Annotated in this window: 14 protein-coding genes and 2 pseudogenes; 11 read left to right on the top strand and 5 right to left on the bottom strand. The window is 64.6% G+C overall.

Annotation, left to right across the window (positions count from 1 at the left end):
• Window positions 1–116 precede the first annotated feature (116 nt).
• Together M0765_RS12200 and M0765_RS12205 are read right to left on the bottom strand one after the other, a co-directional pair.
• A complete protein-coding gene (locus M0765_RS12200) occupies window positions 117–839 on the bottom strand; it encodes an ABC transporter ATP-binding protein (RefSeq protein WP_258503908.1) in 723 nt (240 codons plus the stop codon).
• Between the two features lie 3 nt (window positions 840–842).
• Window positions 843–1,646 (bottom strand): ABC transporter permease, encoded by an 804-nt coding sequence (locus tag M0765_RS12205; protein ID WP_258503909.1) that lies wholly within the window; start codon window positions 1,644–1,646, stop codon window positions 843–845.
• A gap of 546 nt (window positions 1,647–2,192) precedes the next feature.
• Here M0765_RS12205 and M0765_RS12210 point away from each other — a divergent pair.
• From M0765_RS12210 to M0765_RS12220, 4 genes and pseudogenes are all read left to right on the top strand, one after another.
• On the top strand, window positions 2,193–2,948 hold the full coding sequence (locus M0765_RS12210; RefSeq protein ID WP_258503910.1) for a glycosyltransferase family 2 protein: 756 nt from the start codon (window positions 2,193–2,195) through the stop codon (window positions 2,946–2,948).
• Window positions 2,945–3,928 carry a glycosyltransferase family 2 protein gene (locus M0765_RS12215; protein ID WP_258503911.1) on the top strand — a complete coding sequence of 328 codons (984 nt, stop codon included), beginning with the start codon at window positions 2,945–2,947 and terminating at the stop codon, window positions 3,926–3,928. Before M0765_RS12210 ends, M0765_RS12215 begins: the two co-directional genes overlap by 4 nt.
• A 2-nt stretch (window positions 3,929–3,930) precedes the next feature.
• A pseudogene (locus M0765_RS29425) lies at window positions 3,931–4,122 on the top strand (glycosyltransferase); the annotation flags it as partial.
• A 23-nt stretch (window positions 4,123–4,145) separates the two neighbouring features.
• On the top strand, window positions 4,146–4,910 hold the full coding sequence (locus tag M0765_RS12220) for a glycosyltransferase family 2 protein (RefSeq protein ID WP_258503912.1): 765 nt from the start codon (window positions 4,146–4,148) through the stop codon (window positions 4,908–4,910).
• Window positions 4,911–4,930: 20 nt separating this feature from the next.
• Here M0765_RS12220 and M0765_RS12225 read toward each other — a convergent pair whose 3' ends face one another.
• Window positions 4,931–5,686 carry a glycosyltransferase family 2 protein gene (locus M0765_RS12225; RefSeq protein ID WP_258503913.1) on the bottom strand — a complete coding sequence of 252 codons (756 nt, stop codon included), beginning with the start codon at window positions 5,684–5,686 and terminating at the stop codon, window positions 4,931–4,933.
• 45 nt (window positions 5,687–5,731) lie between these two features.
• Between M0765_RS12225 and M0765_RS12230 the strand changes: the two genes are divergently transcribed.
• Both M0765_RS12230 and argB read left to right on the top strand, forming a co-directional pair.
• Complete coding sequence (locus M0765_RS12230) at window positions 5,732–6,829, top strand: glycosyltransferase family 4 protein (RefSeq protein ID WP_258503914.1); 1,098 nt, start codon at window positions 5,732–5,734, stop codon at window positions 6,827–6,829.
• A gap of 76 nt (window positions 6,830–6,905) precedes the next feature.
• The gene (argB, locus tag M0765_RS12235) at window positions 6,906–7,799 is read left to right on the top strand and encodes an acetylglutamate kinase (RefSeq protein WP_124959799.1); all 894 of its coding nucleotides are present in this window, start codon (window positions 6,906–6,908) and stop codon (window positions 7,797–7,799) included.
• A 25-nt stretch (window positions 7,800–7,824) separates the two neighbouring features.
• Here argB and galE read toward each other — a convergent pair whose 3' ends face one another.
• Window positions 7,825–8,844, bottom strand: a complete 1,020-nt coding sequence (gene galE / locus M0765_RS12240) for a UDP-glucose 4-epimerase GalE (RefSeq protein WP_258503915.1) — start codon at window positions 8,842–8,844, stop codon at window positions 7,825–7,827.
• A 120-nt stretch (window positions 8,845–8,964) separates the two neighbouring features.
• On the opposite strand from galE, the gene slmA reads away from it, so the two are divergent.
• From slmA to M0765_RS12265, 5 genes are all read left to right on the top strand, one after another.
• Window positions 8,965–9,618, top strand: a complete 654-nt coding sequence (gene slmA, locus M0765_RS12245; RefSeq protein ID WP_258503916.1) for a nucleoid occlusion factor SlmA — start codon at window positions 8,965–8,967, stop codon at window positions 9,616–9,618.
• 146 nt (window positions 9,619–9,764) lie between these two features.
• Window positions 9,765–11,288 carry a catalase gene (locus M0765_RS12250; protein ID WP_258503917.1) on the top strand — a complete coding sequence of 508 codons (1,524 nt, stop codon included), beginning with the start codon at window positions 9,765–9,767 and terminating at the stop codon, window positions 11,286–11,288.
• A 161-nt stretch (window positions 11,289–11,449) separates the two neighbouring features.
• Window positions 11,450–12,052 (top strand): DUF1326 domain-containing protein, encoded by a 603-nt coding sequence (locus M0765_RS12255; RefSeq protein ID WP_258503918.1) that lies wholly within the window; start codon window positions 11,450–11,452, stop codon window positions 12,050–12,052.
• Window positions 12,049–12,852, top strand: a complete 804-nt coding sequence (locus M0765_RS12260; RefSeq protein ID WP_258503919.1) for a DUF2182 domain-containing protein — start codon at window positions 12,049–12,051, stop codon at window positions 12,850–12,852. The genes M0765_RS12255 and M0765_RS12260 overlap by 4 nt, the downstream gene beginning before the upstream one ends.
• The gene (locus tag M0765_RS12265) at window positions 12,845–13,732 is read left to right on the top strand and encodes a DMT family transporter (protein ID WP_258503920.1); all 888 of its coding nucleotides are present in this window, start codon (window positions 12,845–12,847) and stop codon (window positions 13,730–13,732) included. The genes M0765_RS12260 and M0765_RS12265 overlap by 8 nt, the downstream gene beginning before the upstream one ends.
• A gap of 12 nt (window positions 13,733–13,744) precedes the next feature.
• Here the strand turns inward: M0765_RS12265 and M0765_RS12270 are convergent.
• Window positions 13,745–14,802 (bottom strand): annotated as a pseudogene (locus tag M0765_RS12270) (malate/lactate/ureidoglycolate dehydrogenase).
• Between the last annotated feature and the right edge of the window lie 5 nt (window positions 14,803–14,807).

Consider the following 14,807-nt stretch of genomic DNA (forward strand, 5'->3'; position numbering starts at 1 on the left):
TTCTTCCAATTAGGAGAGAAGAGCGATGTGCTACGCCCTGGGTCGTCTCACAGCGCCTTCATGGCGCTTCAGGACGAGAACCCAGGGGCGAGCGGTGCCAGCCCAGCGGGCTCAGATCACATCTCGAGCTGCGACAGATCGGCCTCTTCGAGTCGGCCATGGCTGAGCTTGAGAACCATGTTGCACTCCTTGGCGATCAGCGTCGGCGAATGAGAGGCAAGTACCAGAATGCCGGACTTCGAAACCACGTCTCGCATGCGCTTCTCCGCTTTCTCGGTGAAGTCGGCATCACCGACGGAGAGCCATTCGTCCATGAGAAGGATGTCTGCTTCCACGCTGGTGGAGATCGAAAAGGCAAGCCGCATCATCATGCCGGTCGAATAGGTGCGGACCGGCATGTCGACGTACTGCCCAAGTCCGCTGAACTCGCAGATTTCAGGCGTCAGTCGGTCGATTTCCTTCTTGCTCAGCCCCATGACGAGGCCGCGCAGCATGATGTTCTCGATGCCCGTTGCATCGGGCTCGATGCCCAGGGACGGATCAATCAGGCTCGATACGGTGCCTTCGCGCCGGAACTCGCCGGCGGAAGGCTCGTAGACGCCCGCCAACGTGCGTAGCAGGGTCGATTTGCCCGCGCCGTTGTGCCCGATCAGCCCCAGCCGGTCGCCGCTTTTCAACTCGAGGTTGATGTCGCTCAGTGCCTGAACGACTGTGACGCCGGTTTCCTTCCCAAACCTGCCGCCGGTGACGGACGCCGCCAGTGTCTTTTTCAAGGATGCCGCTCCCGCGCCGTAGATCGGGAAATTAACAGCAACGTTTTTTAGTGAAATGGAAGCCATGTATCAGAGCCAGTAGACGACACGTCGACGGTATTTCGAGAACAGGAGCGTGGAGGCGACGAGCGTCAAAGCCGTCCACCCCAGAATCCCCCACCAACTGTGAGAAGTGGCGACTCCTCCCATCAATGGAGTCCGCAGCAAGTCGAGCATTTGGGCAAACGGATTCCAGAGGATGTACTTGGCGCGGTCAGGCAGACTCTCAGGGAGCCAGAACACAGGCGTCAGAAACATCAGCATCTGCATCACGCTGCTGACGATCTGCGTCACGTCTCGAAAGCGGGTGCAGACGAGGCCGAGCAGCAGTCCAAGCGCATGGGCATTGATGATGGCAATAACCATTGCTGGAATGATCAGCAGCGCAGACGCTGAAAGAGAGATTCCCGCCCAAAGCGCAACTGGAACGTAGAGGACGATCTGGTGTGCAAATTGAATCAGATTTCTGGCGATGCTCCGCCAGACGAACAAGCTGATCGGAAAATAGCCCTGCTTGAGGTAATTGGAAGAGCCCACAAAGGCATTGCACGACTCCGTCACCACACTGGAGAAAAAGCCCCAGAAGATGATTCCCAGTGCAAGGTGGGGAAAGAACTTGGAGAGTTCTGTACCAAACAGGGAGCTATAAAGGGGGCCCATGCCGCCGATCATCGCCCCCATGCTCAACGTGAGCCATAGAGGGCCAAGCATCGAGCGACGGTAGCGCAGCACAATGTCGAACCACGCAAGCGTCCACCAGATGTCTGTACGGCGGGTGCCTTCCCACCAATCAGCCCAGGCATTCCGATGTAAATTGGAGTGAATTTGGCTCATACGCTTCCGAAAGTGTCTGCCAGGCCGGCGATATAGTCGCCACCGAGATATTCGTCACACTGGATTGCGATGAGCACCAGTTCTTCGTTGCCGATGTTGGTCAAACGTTGTTTCTCTTCAATGGGTATGGCGCAATATTGCCAGACGCGGCTTTATTCCTGGCACCGTCGGTTTGCAAAGGCGCCGCATGCGCCAACAGTCCAGTGCTCTGCGCTGTGCGGCCAGTGGTGATCGAGCGATTTTACGGGTAGCTCTCGGGTGCTTCTTGGCATGGCAGCTGCAAGTCCTGCCACTTGCCTTGAAGAGTTCCGAAGATAATCGTCCGCCGCCCGCGTGCCTGGTAGGGTGATTCCCTCTCCGGCCTCGCTTACCTGTTCCAGTATTCCCCACAAGCCCGACTCCGCTTCTTCGGGCACGCAATATGAAATCTTTTGATCGGCTCGGTCTTGGCTTGGACGCACTTTGGCGAGGTTCAGGGTGGTAAGGCGCATGCAGCGGGCCTGGAAGTTGTTCCAGAAGTCAGGTTGGCGCGGTATTCGATGGGAGTTGCGCCGGCGCCTCGGCGGCTACAACGATTATTCCAAGTGGGTGCGGCGCTACGACACTCTCACGCCTGAACTGCGCGAAAAGATCTCGCAGCGTGTGTCGGCGATGAAAGACCGCCCGCTGATCTCCGTGCTGATGCCGACCTACAACCCCAACCCGGCGTGGCTGCGCGAAGCCATCGAGTCGGTTCGCGGGCAGGTCTACCCGCATTGGGAGCTGTGCATTGCCGACGACGCTTCGCCTTCGGCCGAGGTGCGAGAGGTACTCAAGTCGTACAGCGAGACAGATCCCCGCATCAAAGTGGTGTTCCGGGCTGAAAACGGCCATATCTCCGCGGCATCGAACAGCGCGCTGGAACTGGCCGTGGGACCCTGGGTGGCGCTCATGGACCACGACGACCTGCTGCCGGCCCATGCATTGTTCTGGGTGGCCGATTGCATTGCCGAGCACCCTGGCGTGCAGCTGATCTACTCGGACGAGGACAAGGTCGACGAAGGCGGCCATCGCTTCGGGCCGTATTTCAAGTCGGACTGGAACGTTGATCTCTTTCGCTCGCAGAACATGTTCAGCCACCTCGGCGTGCTGTCCACCGAACTCATGCGCTCGGTTGGCGGTTTTCGCGCGGGGCTCGAAGGTTCGCAGGACTGGGACTTGGTACTGCGCTGCATGGAGCGCGTGGAGCCCGAGCAGATTCAACACATCCCCGCGTCCTTTATCACTGGCGGGTGCATGCCGAAAGCACGGCCCGTTCGATGACGGCCAAGCCCTATGCGGCTATCGCGGGCGAGCGGGCACTGAATGAGCACTTTGTGCGCACGGGTGTGCGCGCCACTGCCGAGCATCTGGATTTCGGCTACCGGGTGCATTACGCCTTGCCTGATGTCTTGCCCCTGGTTTCGTTGATCATTCCAACGCGCGACGCGCTGCCTCGGGTGCGCCAGTGCGTCGGCTCCATCTTGCAGAAGACAAGTTACTCGCGCTACGAGATCATCATCGTCGACAACGGTTCCGACGACCCTGCGACGCTGGCCTGGTTGAAGGCCGTTGCCGCGGACCACCCGAACATTCGGGTGCTGCGCGACGACCGGAGTTCCAGCTATCCAGCGCTGAACAACGGTGCGGCAGCCATCGCGCAAGGCGATGTGATCGCACTGCTCAACCACGACATCGAAGTCATTTCGCCCGACTGGCTGAGCGAGATGGTGAGCCTCGCACTGCAGCCTGGCGTCGGCGCTGTCGGCGCGCGGCTCTGGTATCCGGACAAGACGCTTCAGCACGCGGGTCTGATCCTGGACGCGAAGGACATCGCAACCCATCCGCATCGCGGAATGCCCGCGGGAAGACCCGGCTACGGCGGACGCGCCGCGCTGATCCAATCTTTCTCGGCCGTCTCAGCCGAATGTATGGTGATCCAGAAAAGACACTACGAACAGGTCGGCGGATTCGATGAGGTGCATCCGAAGGAGTTTTTCAGCGACATAGACTTCTGTCTCCGTTTGCGCGCTTCGGGCTTGCGCAACCTGTGGACGCCACATGCGGAGCTGTTCCTTCACCCACCGGCTATTTACCCCACGAATGCCTCCCAGCAGGGAAAGCGCCAATTCCAGGAAGATGCCGCCTACATGCAGCAACGCTGGGGCGAGTTGCTGAAGAACGACCCCGCCTACAGCCCAAACCTCATGCTCGCTCGCGAAGACTTCAGCTACGCGTGGCCGCCGCGCCTGGCGCCGGTTTGAAGATGCCGGGTATTTCAGTCGCGCTTTGCACGCGCAATGGCGCCCGCTTTGTGGCGGCGCAGGTGCGCAGCATCTGCACGCAAGACAGGCCGCCGAGCCAGATCGTGCTTTCCGACGATGGCTCGACGGATGAGACCATTGCCACGGTGCGCAGCACCCTGGCCGCTGCGGCGCTGCCGAAAGCGTCGAGCTCGTCGTTTTCCAGAATTCGCCGGCATTGGGGGTCACGCGCAATTTCGAGCAGGCGGTGTGGGCATGCACCCACGAGCTCATCGCGCTCAGCGACCAGGACGACGTGTGGCACCCCGGTCGGCTGGCCCGCATGGCGGCCCGCTTCGAGGCGGCACCCGAGCTGCTGCTGTTGCACACCGATGCCCGCCTGGTCGACGCCGAGCTCGCGCCGCTGGGCACTTCGCTCTTTCACGCACTGGAAGTGCGCCCCGCCGAGCTGGCCGCCATTGCGAACGGAAACGCCTTCGACGTCCTGCTGCGGCGCAATCTGGTCACCGGTGCCACCACCATGTTTCGCAAGGAACTGCTTGAATTCGCGTTGCCGTTCCCCGAGGGCTGGGTGCACGACGAGTGGCTCGGCGCGGTGGCCGCGGCCACCGGCCGTGTCGATGTGCTGGCGGAGCCGCTCATCGACTACCGGCAACATGCAAGCAACCAGATCGGCGCGCGCCGGCCGACGCTCTCCGCAAAGATCGGCAAGGCCTTCGTCGAGCGCGGCGACAAGCACTGGGCGCGGCTGCGCAGGGCAGAGGCGCTGCTGGACCGGTTGAGCTCCCTCGGCGCGAAGGTGCAACCGAAGTACGTCGAGGCCCAGCGCGCCAAGGTGGCGCACCAGCGCTTCAGGGCCGAGTTGCCCCGCTCGAGGCTTGCGCGCCTCGGTCCGGTGATGCTGGAGGCCGCTCGCGGCCGCTATGACCGCTTCGGGCGCGGCTGGCACGCGGTGGCGCAGGACCTGCTCGAGCACGGGTAGCTCGCCGCGCGAGGCCTGGCTTAGCGGGTGCCCGCCTTCAGGCGCCTGTAGCGCCAGAAGGCGCCCGAAGTCCACACCTTCAGCAAGCTGGTCACGTGCCAGTACAGGTGCTTCTTGCTGCTGCGGCTGGCGCGCTGGGCCTCGTGGCGCGCCAGCAGGTCTTCTCCGACCTGCAGCTTCCAGCCCGCGAGTTGAGTCCGGGCGCAAATATCGAAGTCTTCGCCGTACATGAAGAAGCGCTCGTCGAAGCCGCCGAGTTGGCGGTAGGCGCTGCTGCGAAACAGCATGAACAGGCCCGGAATCCAGGCTGGCACCGCCGGGCGTTCATAGCCCGGCCTCCGGCGGGTCACGATTTCGAGCGGCGTGATGATCTCGCGATGCTGCTCGGGCGTGCTCTTGCCCGGCTCCAGGATGCGCGGCGTCAGCAGGCCGGCGTCAGGCGCGGCCTGTGCAATCAGCGGCGCCAGCACGTCGCCGTCGAAGCGGATGTCCGGGTTGAGCACCAGGAACCACGGCGTTTCGCAGTGCTGGAATGCCTGGTTGTGGTTGGCGCCAAAGCCCTTGGGCTGGGCGTTTTCGATGCGCTCGACCGGAAAGCTCCATTCCTGGCCCGCCAGCACATCGGGTTCGGGGATGTTCAGCGTGAGCACGACCTTGGCGGTCGATGCACCGCTGAAGCGGTCCAACTGCTCGAGCAGCGGCCTTATCAGCGCAAGCTGACCGTGGCTGACGATCGAAACGGTGATGGGGGGAAGGGAGGGGGAGGGCGCTGGCATGGTCTAATTTCGCTCGGGAATTCTAGAGTTCCCCAACACCCACACATGATTGCTCTGATCGTCATCAGTTTTTTTGCCTCTGCCTTCGCGGTGCAGCTGTTCATGCGCCGGGCGCGACGGCATGCGCGGCTCTATGGCACGGACATGCCCCAGCGCTTCCACAAGGGCCACGTGCCGCGCCTTGGCGGCGCCGGAATCATGTTCGGGATGGGCGTGGCCTGGCTGGCGGCCGGCATCACCGGAACCGATCCGTTCAACGTGTCGTGGCCGGTCAAGACCTCGATGCTCACGCTGCTGTGCATTGCACCGGCCGTCATCGCCGGCATCGTCGAGGACGTGACGCAGAACGTGAGGGTGCGCTACCGGCTGGGGCTCACCATCGGCTCCGCCTTGCTAGCCTGCTGGATGCTCGGGCTCAGCCTGTCGCGCACCGGCGTCGAGGCTGTCGACGGCTGGCTGGCGCTGGTTCCCTATGGCGCCGTGCTCTTCGCGGCGCTCGCCATCGGCGGGCTGCCGCATGCCTTCAACATCATCGACGGCTACAACGGGTTGGCCGGCACCGTGGCCGTGCTGGTCTGCCTTGCCATTTCGCACGTGGCGCTGCAGGTGGGCGACCGCCAGCTCGCGGCAATGATGGTCTGCCTGGTCGGCGCCACCGTCGGCTTTTTGATCTGGAACTACCCGCGCGGCAAGATATTTGCCGGCGACGGCGGCGCCTATGTGTGGGGCATGGTGATCGCCGTGGCCTGCGTCACGCTCGTGCAGCGGCACCGCGTCGTCTCGCCGTGGTTTCCGATGCTGCTGCTGATCTACCCGGTCTGGGAGACGCTGTTTTCCATCTACCGCAAGCTCGCGCGCGGGCAGTCGCCCGGCACGGCCGACGCGCTGCACTTTCACCAGTTGATCTTTCGTCGCATCGTGCGGGTGGCGTTCGCGGACGACGAGGCCCGCCAATTGCTCGCCCGCAACAACAGGACCTCTCCCTACCTTTGGATGTTCGCAGCGCTGTCGGTGGTGCCGGCCGTGCTGTTCTGGAACAACACCATCGTGCTGATGCTGTTTTGCCTGCTGTTCGTCACGACCTATGTGGGTGCGTACCTGATGATCGTGCGATTCAAGGTGCCGCGCTGGCTGCGCCCGTGACAGCGCGCAAGACGGCCCGCTTGTTGCGACAATTTCCTCTATTCATCGTCCTCACCGTTTTGGAGCCTGCCCGCCCATGACCGACCCCGTCCTCAACATTCCCCCGCGCGACAAGGCCGAGATCCTGGCCCAGGCGCTGCCGTACATCCGCAAGTTCCACGGCAAGACCATCGTCATCAAGTACGGCGGCAACGCCATGACCGATCCGGCCCTGCAGGCCGACTTCGCGGAAGACGTGGTGCTGCTCAAGCTGGTGGGCATGAACCCGGTGGTGGTGCACGGCGGCGGCCCGCAGATCGAGGCGGCGCTCAACCGCCTGGGCAAGAAGGGCAGCTTCATCCAGGGCATGCGCGTGACCGACGCCGAGACCATGGAGGTCGTCGAATGGGTGCTGGCCGGCGAAGTGCAGCAGGACATCGTGGGCCTCATCAACCAGGCCGGCGGCAAGGCCGTGGGCCTGACCGGCCGCGACGGCGGCATGATCCGCGCGCAAAAGCTCAAGATGGCCGACCGCGCCGACCCCAACCTGCACCACGACGTGGGCCAGGTCGGCGACATCGTCTCCATCGACCCCAGCGTGGTCAAGGCGCTGCAGGACGACGCCTTCATTCCGGTGGTCAGCCCCATCGGCTTCGGCGAGGAGAACGAGAGCTACAACATCAATGCCGACGTCGTCGCCGGCAAGCTCGCCACCGTGCTCAAGGCCGAGAAGCTCATGCTCCTGACCAACACGCCCGGCGTGCTCGACAAGGACGGCAAGCTGCTCACCAACCTGAGCGCGCGCGAAATCGACGACCTGTTTGCGGACGGCACTATCTCGGGCGGCATGCTGCCCAAGATCGAAGGCGCGCTCGACGCAGCCAAGAGCGGCGTGAATGCGGTGCACATCATCGACGGGCGCGTGCCGCACGCCATGCTGCTCGAAATCCTGACCGACCAGGCCTACGGCACGATGATTCGCGCGCGCTGAGCCAATGAATCTCCGCGGGCTGGGCTCAGCCCTCATACCCGTTCGGATTGCCCTGCTGCCAGCGCCAGCTGTCCGCACACATCTGATCGAGCCCGCGATGCGCTTGCCACCCCAGCGTGGCCTGCGCAAGCGAGGGGTCGCCCCAGTACGCGGGTACATCGCCAGCCCGGCGCGGACCGATTTCGCAAGGGATCGATCGCCCGCTCGCGCGTTCGAACGCATGCACGACCTCCAGCACTGAAGCGCCGCGGCCGGTGCCGAGGTTGAGCGTGACGAGGCCTGGATGGGCCTCCGCATGCCGTAGGGCTGCCACGTGTCCCTCGGCCAGGTCCATCACATGCACATAGTCGCGCACACCGGTGCCGTCGGGCGTGGGATAGTCGTTGCCGTGGATCACCAGCTTGTCTCTCTGCCCCACGGCCACCTGGCACACGAAGGGCATGAGGTTGTTCGGCTTGCCTTGCGGGTGCTCTCCGATGAGCCCGCTTTCATGTGCGCCGACCGGATTGAAGTAACGCAGCAGTGCAATGCGCCAACCCGGTTCGGCGCGGTACAAATCGGTGAGTGCTTCTTCGACCATGTGCTTCGATCGCCCATAGGGGCTGGCCGGCCTGCAGGGCGCGTCTTCCGGAATGGGTGAATGGTCGGGCTCGCCGTACACCGTCGCGGACGACGAAAAAATCAGGGTTCGCACGCCCGCCTGCTGCATGGCCGAAGCAAGCACGAAGCTGCCGTGCACGTTGTTGTCGTAATAGGCGAGCGGGTCGGCCACCGAGTCGCCGACGGCCTTGAGGCCGGCAAAGTGAATCACGGCCGAGAAACGTTCGCTCCCAAGCACGCGGTCTAGCAGGGCCCTGTCGCGCACGTCGCCTTCGATCAGCCGCGGTGCGCTGCCCGTGATCTGGCGCAAGCGTTCCAGCACGCGCACATCGCTGTTGCCCAGGTTGTCCAGGATCACCGGCACATAGCCGGCCGCGGCCAACGCCACGCAGGTATGGCTGCCAATGAAACCCGCCCCTCCGGTCACCAGTACGCTGTTGGCCATGAAAAACTCTTTACTTTGTCAGGGAACTTGATTCTGTACGAGCTTTCCCGCCCCGTTTGCGCGCGCTCACTGCGCAGCCCTGTGCGAGAATCAATTGATTACATCTTTGCACGCGCTCCCATGCAGAACGAAGAGACAAGCTATCCCGGCGTAGAAACTCCAACCGAGCCGCTGGCAGCCGCCGCCCCCGTGCGAAAGCGCCCCAAGCCAGGGGAAAGGCGCGTGCAAATTTTGCAGGCGCTGGCCGCCATGCTGGAACAGCCCGGCGCCGAGCGGGTGACCACCGCGGCATTGGCCGCGCGGCTGGACGTGAGCGAGGCCGCGCTTTACCGTCACTTCGCGAGCAAGGCGCAAATGTTCGAAGGCCTCATCGATTTCATCGAGCAGAGCGTCTTCACCCTGGTCAACCAGATCCTCGAGCGCGAAGGTGCCACCGGCGCGCAGCAGGCCGCAAGAATCCTCACGCTGCTGGTGCAGTTTGCCGAGCGCAACCCGGGCATGACGCGTGTCATGGTGGGCGACGCACTGGTGTTCGAGAACGAGCGGCTCCAGCAGCGCATGAACCAGTTCTTCGACAAGATCGAAGCCACGCTGCGCCAGGTGCTGCGCGGCACGGCCGCCGCTGACGGTTCTGCAACCCCCACGGTCGACGCGCAGGTGCGCGCCGCCGCGCTCACGGCCTTCGTGGTCGGCCAGCTGCAGCGCTTCACGCGCTCGGGCTTCCGCCGCGCGCCGTCGGAACATCTCGAAGCCACGATCGCGCTGATCGTCTAGCGGTAGCAGGGCCGGCGCGCCGCCGGTCGCGGAGAGATCGCCTCCTGAAATCGCCTCCTATCGAGGCGATAGTTGAATATGACGTGACGCCGTCATATACATTGACAAAATACATGGGCTCCACAACACACGAGGAAAGCCCATAAATGACCGACTCCCGCAAGCTCACCACCGAAAACGGCGCGCCCGTCGAGAACAACCAGCAGTCGCAGACGGCTGGCGTCAACGGCCCTGTGCTGATGCAGGACCACAACCTCATCGAGAAGCTTGCGCGCTTCGACCGTGAGCGCATTCCGGAGCGTGTGGTGCATGCGCGCGGGTCGGGCGCCTTCGGCATCTTCGAAGTCACGGCCGACGTGTCGAAATGGACCAAGGCCAAGTTTCTCGGCCAGGTGGGCAAGAAGACCGAAGTGCTGGCCCGTTTCTCGACCGTGGCGCTCGAGCTCGGCTCGGCCGACACCGTGCGCGACCCGCGGGGCTTTGCGCTCAAGTTCTATACCGAAGAAGGCAACTACGACCTCGTCGGCAACAACACGCCCGTCTTCTTCATTCGCGACCCGCTCAAGTTTCCCGACTTCATCCACTCGCAGAAGCGCGACCCCTACAGCCACGTGCAGGAGCCCAACAACGCCTGGGACTTCTTCTCGCATTCGCCCGAAGCCACCCATCAGTTCACCTGGCTCTTCGGCGACCGCGGCATTCCGAAGAGCTACCGCCACATGGACGGCTTCGGCTCGCACACCTTCCAGTGGGTGAACGCCAAGGGCGAGGCCTTCTGGGTCAAGTACCACTTCAAGACCAACCAGGGCATCGAGACCTTCGTGGCCGAAGAGGCGCAGCGCGTGGGCGGCGAAAACCCCAACCACCACCACCTCGACCTGCTGCATTCCATCGAGCGCGGCGAGTTCCCGAGCTGGAAGGTGCAGGTGCAGATCATGCCGGTGGCGGAAGCGCAGACCTACCGCTTCAACCCCTTCGACCTGACCAAGGTCTGGTCGCACAAGGACTATCCGAAGATCGACATCGGCATCCTCACGCTCAACCGCAATCCCGACAACTACTTTGCCGAGATCGAGCAGGCCGCGTTCAACCCCGCCAACTTCGTGCCCGGCATCGGCCCGTCGCCCGACAAGATGCTGCAAGGCCGCCTGTTCAGCTACGGCGACACGCAGCGCTACCGCCTGGGTATCAACCACACGCAACTGCCGGTGAACCGACCCCATGCGACCACGGCCCAGAACTACGGCCGCGACGGCGCGATGCGTGGCGACGGCAACGGCGGCCGCGGCCCGAACTACGAGCCCAACAGCTTCAGCAACGCGCCCAAGCAGACCAACGAGCCGGTGTATGCGCCGCTCGAGATCCACGGCTGGACCGGCAGCCACCAGTGGCAGCAGCACCCCGAGGACACCGACTTCGTCCAGGCCGGCGACCTTTATCGCCTGATGGACGAAGCAGCCAAGGAGCGGCTGGTGAACAGCATCGCGGGCGGGCTGGGCGCCGTGACGCGGCAGGACATCATCGACCGCTCGATCGGCTACTTCCGCCAGGCCGACGCCGACTACGGCGCGCGGCTCGAAAAAGCCGTGAAGGCCGTGCAGGCGAAGATCAAGGGCGAGGAAGTGAGCGTCCAGGTCGGCAAGCCGGCGCACGACACAAGCCGGAGCTGATCCGCCGCAGCCCATGGGTATCCCAGGGTACCCATGGCGCCGCATGGGTCCGGATGGCGCACTCGACTTGCCCGGGTGCGAGGCGTACGATCAGCGCCCCCTTGCCGCTGAGTCGCGGCGACAAGCCTGTGTGTTCGTGTAGCTTCTGAACGGAGGTTCGTATGAGCTATCACCTGGAAGGTCGCCTGCTCGAGGTTTGCAACTGCAATGTCCTGTGTCCCTGCTGGATCGGCGAGGACCCCGACAACGGCACCTGCGACACCATCGTCGCATGGCGCATCGACAAGGGAACCATCGACGGCATCGACGTCGGCGGCAACACCATCGCAGCCGTGGCGCATGTGCCCGGAAACATCCTCGAAGGCAACTGGACGGCGGCGATCTTCGTCGACGACAACGCCTCCAAGGAGCAGGAAGAAGCGCTGCTCAAGGTCTACACCGGGCAAGCCGGCGGGCCGATCGCCGACCTGGCCCAGCTCATCGGCGAGGTCGTGTCGGTCGAGCGGGCGCCCATCCGCTTCACGGTGAACGAAGGCAAGGGCGAGCTGGAGATCGGTACCGACTACTACGCCGAACTCGAGCCCTACCGCGGCGCAACCGGCGGACAGACCACGCTGTCCGACACCGTGTTTTCCACGGTGCCGGGCGCGCCGGTGTTCGTCGGCAAGGCGCCCACTTACCGGTCGAAGAACCACGCCCTCGGCATCGACCTCGACATCAAGAACCACAACGCGCTGCAGAGCACCTTCGTCTTTGATTCATGAGCGCCACGCCGGGCAATGCCGTCCGGCACCGCCGCGTGTTCCTGCCGGTTCTTGCCGCACTCGCCACGCTCGCGTGGCTGGCGTTGTGGGCCTGGGCACGCAGCCCTTACGGACGCTACCTCGAACATGGCGACTGGACCGTCTCCGGCCCGGCCGCCTTCCTGTGCCAGGTCGTCCCGGCCGGCGGCGTGGTCGTGCCTGCCGTGCTCTACGCCGCGGCGTGGATCCTCATGACGGCCGCCATGATGCTGCCGACCACGCTGCCGCTGTTCAACGCCTTCGACCGACTGACCGCCGGGCGGGCCGACCATGCACGCCTGCTCACCATGCTGGGGCTCGGCTACATGGCGGTGTGGGGCGCCTTCGGCCTGCTGGCGCACGGGCTCCACAGCGCGGTGCTGGCACTGCTGGCCAGTGCGCCCACGCTGGCCTGGCATGGCTGGGTCATCGGCGCCGCGACCATTGCGCTGGCCGGCGCTTTCCAGTTCAGCCGCCTCAAGCACCAGTGCCTGGAGAAGTGCCGCACGCCGCTGAGCTTTGTCATCGAGCACTGGCGCGGCCATGCGCAAGCTCGCCAGGCATTCATGCTGGGCATGCACCATGGCCTCTTCTGCGTCGGCTGCTGCTGGGCGCTCATGCTGCTGATGTTCGCGCTCGGCACCGGCAGCCTTGGCTGGATGCTGCTGCTGGCCGTGGTCATGGCACTGGAGAAGAACGTTTCCTGGGGCCATCGGCTGAGCGCGCCGCTCGGGTTCGCGCTGCTGGGATGGGCCGTCTTCATGGTGGCGTCCCATGTCTGAAGTTGTGTCCGAGGCGCGCCGCGGCCCGTCCACCCTGCAGACTATCGCCTTGACGGCGGTGGCCATGGTCGCGTTCGCGGCCAACTCGCTGTTGTGCAGGCTCGCACTGCAGCGGCAGGGCATCGACCCGGCCAGCTTCGGCAGCATCCGGCTGGTTTCCGGCGCAATCACGCTCCTGCTTGTCGTGCAGCTGAGGTCGCGCCCGCCTTCGGCCGCGCAGGCCGACTGGCTCGCTGCCGCCATGTTGTTTGCCTATGTGGCTTTCTTTTCTTTTGCTTACCTGAGCCTTTCCGCAGGCACGGGCGCGCTGATACTGTTCGGCGCGGTTCAACTCACGATGCTTGGCGCGGGCCTGGGTTCGGGCGAGCGCTTCGGACCGATCGCATGGCTCGGTTTCCTGCTGGCGGCGGGCGGGCTCGTCTACCTGGTGCTGCCCGGCGTTGCCGCGCCGCCGCTCCTGGGTGCCGTGATGATGGCCGTCGCCGGCGTGGCGTGGGGCGTGTATTCGCTTCGCGGCCGTGGCGTGGCCGACCCGCTGGCTGCCACGTCACGCAACTTCTTGCGGGCCGTGCCGCTGGCCCTGGCGCTCAGCGTGATTTTTGTGGCGCGCGCCCATGCGGACGCGACCGGCATCGCGCTTGCCGTGGCCTCCGGCGCGCTGACCTCGGGCCTTGGCTATGTGGTCTGGTATGCGGCGCTGGCCCGTCTTTCGGCCATGCAGGCGGCCACCGTGCAGCTGTCGGTGCCGCTCCTGGCGGCATTCGGCGGGGTGCTGCTGCTGTCGGAAGCGATCACGCCGCGGCTCGCGGCCGCCTCGGTGGCCATTCTGGGCGGCATTGCGATCGTGCTGAGCCAGAAGTCGCGCAACGCGCGCCGCTAGAGGCGCAAGTCTTTATGCGACGGTCACGTCCACCTTGGCCCCGGCCGCGACGATTTCCCCCACGTCGCATCGTCCAGCCAGATGCCGTCGCGCTCCCGCGCCACGCGCGCGGCGCGTTCCGGTTCGCCGGCGATCTGCACCTGGTCGAAGCCCGTACCCGGCGGGCTCTGGCGCAGCCATTCGACGAACGCCGTCGCTTCCTGTGCAAAGCTGGCCTGGGTTCCCAGCTTGGCAGGGTCGATCAGTATCGTCAGCATGCCATTGAGCACCGTGCGGGCGGTATCGGCCGGGCGGTGCCAGGTTCCTCCGCCGGTGAGTGCACCGCCCAGCAGCTCGCAGGCCATCGCCATGCCGTAACCCTTGTGCTCGCCGAAAGTCATGAGCGCGCCGAACAGGCCGTTGGCTTGCGGCACCACCACCACCCCGGGGTCGTTGGTCGGCGCGCCGCGCTCGTCGATCAGGTAGCCGTCGGGCACCCGTTCGCCCTTGTTGTGGGCGACGCGCATCTTGCCCTGCGCGACGCGGCTGGTCGCGAAGTCGAGCAGGAAGGGCTCGGCCCCCGCCAGCGGAATGCCGATGCAGCACGGATTGGTGCCGAAGCGTCCGTCCCCGCCGCCCCACGGCGCCACCACGGGCCGTGACAGCACGTTGACGAAGTGCATCGAGACCAAGCCTTCGGCCGTCGCCATTTCGGCGAAGTGCCCGATGCGGCCCAGGTGGTGCGCGTTCGCGAGCGTGAAGATGCAGCTGCCGTGCTGCTTCGCACGTGCGATGCCGAGTTCCGTCGCCTGCACTCCGACGATCTGCCCGTAGCCATGCTGGCCGTCGAGCGCGAGCATCGTGCCGATGTCGGCATTGACCTTGACCGACGCGTTGGGCACGAGCCCGCCCTCGGCTACCGCATCCACATAGCGCGGCAGCATGCCCACGCCATGCGAATCATGGCCGCTCAGGTTGGCGAGCACCAGGTTGGCCGCCACCTGTTCGGCTTCGGCCAGCGTGCTGCCGGCGGCTGTCAAGATTTGCGCGCATTGCGATCGCAACGTAGCGGCGGGAAGGGTCTTGGGCATCAGTT

Source organism: Variovorax sp. S12S4 (assembly GCF_023195515.1).
Taxonomy (GTDB): Bacteria; Pseudomonadota; Gammaproteobacteria; order Burkholderiales; family Burkholderiaceae_C; genus Variovorax.

Bases quoted from the DNA above. Each gene is read 5' to 3' on its own strand.
- slmA (WP_258503916.1), top strand. From the start codon at position 8,965: ATGCAGAACGAAGAGACAAGCTATCCCGGCGTAGAAACTCCAACCGAG.
- M0765_RS12225 (WP_258503913.1), bottom strand. From the start codon at position 5,686: ATGCCAGCGCCCTCCCCCTCCCTTCCCCCCATCACCGTTTCGATCGTC.
- galE (WP_258503915.1), bottom strand. From the start codon at position 8,844: ATGGCCAACAGCGTACTGGTGACCGGAGGGGCGGGTTTCATTGGCAGC.
- M0765_RS12255 (WP_258503918.1), top strand. From the start codon at position 11,450: ATGAGCTATCACCTGGAAGGTCGCCTGCTCGAGGTTTGCAACTGCAAT.
- M0765_RS12215 (WP_258503911.1), top strand. From the start codon at position 2,945: ATGACGGCCAAGCCCTATGCGGCTATCGCGGGCGAGCGGGCACTGAAT.
- M0765_RS12205 (WP_258503909.1), bottom strand. From the start codon at position 1,646: ATGAGCCAAATTCACTCCAATTTACATCGGAATGCCTGGGCTGATTGG.
- M0765_RS12265 (WP_258503920.1), top strand. From the start codon at position 12,845: ATGTCTGAAGTTGTGTCCGAGGCGCGCCGCGGCCCGTCCACCCTGCAG.
- argB (WP_124959799.1), top strand. From the start codon at position 6,906: ATGACCGACCCCGTCCTCAACATTCCCCCGCGCGACAAGGCCGAGATC.
- M0765_RS12200 (WP_258503908.1), bottom strand. From the start codon at position 839: ATGGCTTCCATTTCACTAAAAAACGTTGCTGTTAATTTCCCGATCTAC.
- M0765_RS12250 (WP_258503917.1), top strand. From the start codon at position 9,765: ATGACCGACTCCCGCAAGCTCACCACCGAAAACGGCGCGCCCGTCGAG.
- M0765_RS12260 (WP_258503919.1), top strand. From the start codon at position 12,049: ATGAGCGCCACGCCGGGCAATGCCGTCCGGCACCGCCGCGTGTTCCTG.
- M0765_RS12230 (WP_258503914.1), top strand. From the start codon at position 5,732: ATGATTGCTCTGATCGTCATCAGTTTTTTTGCCTCTGCCTTCGCGGTG.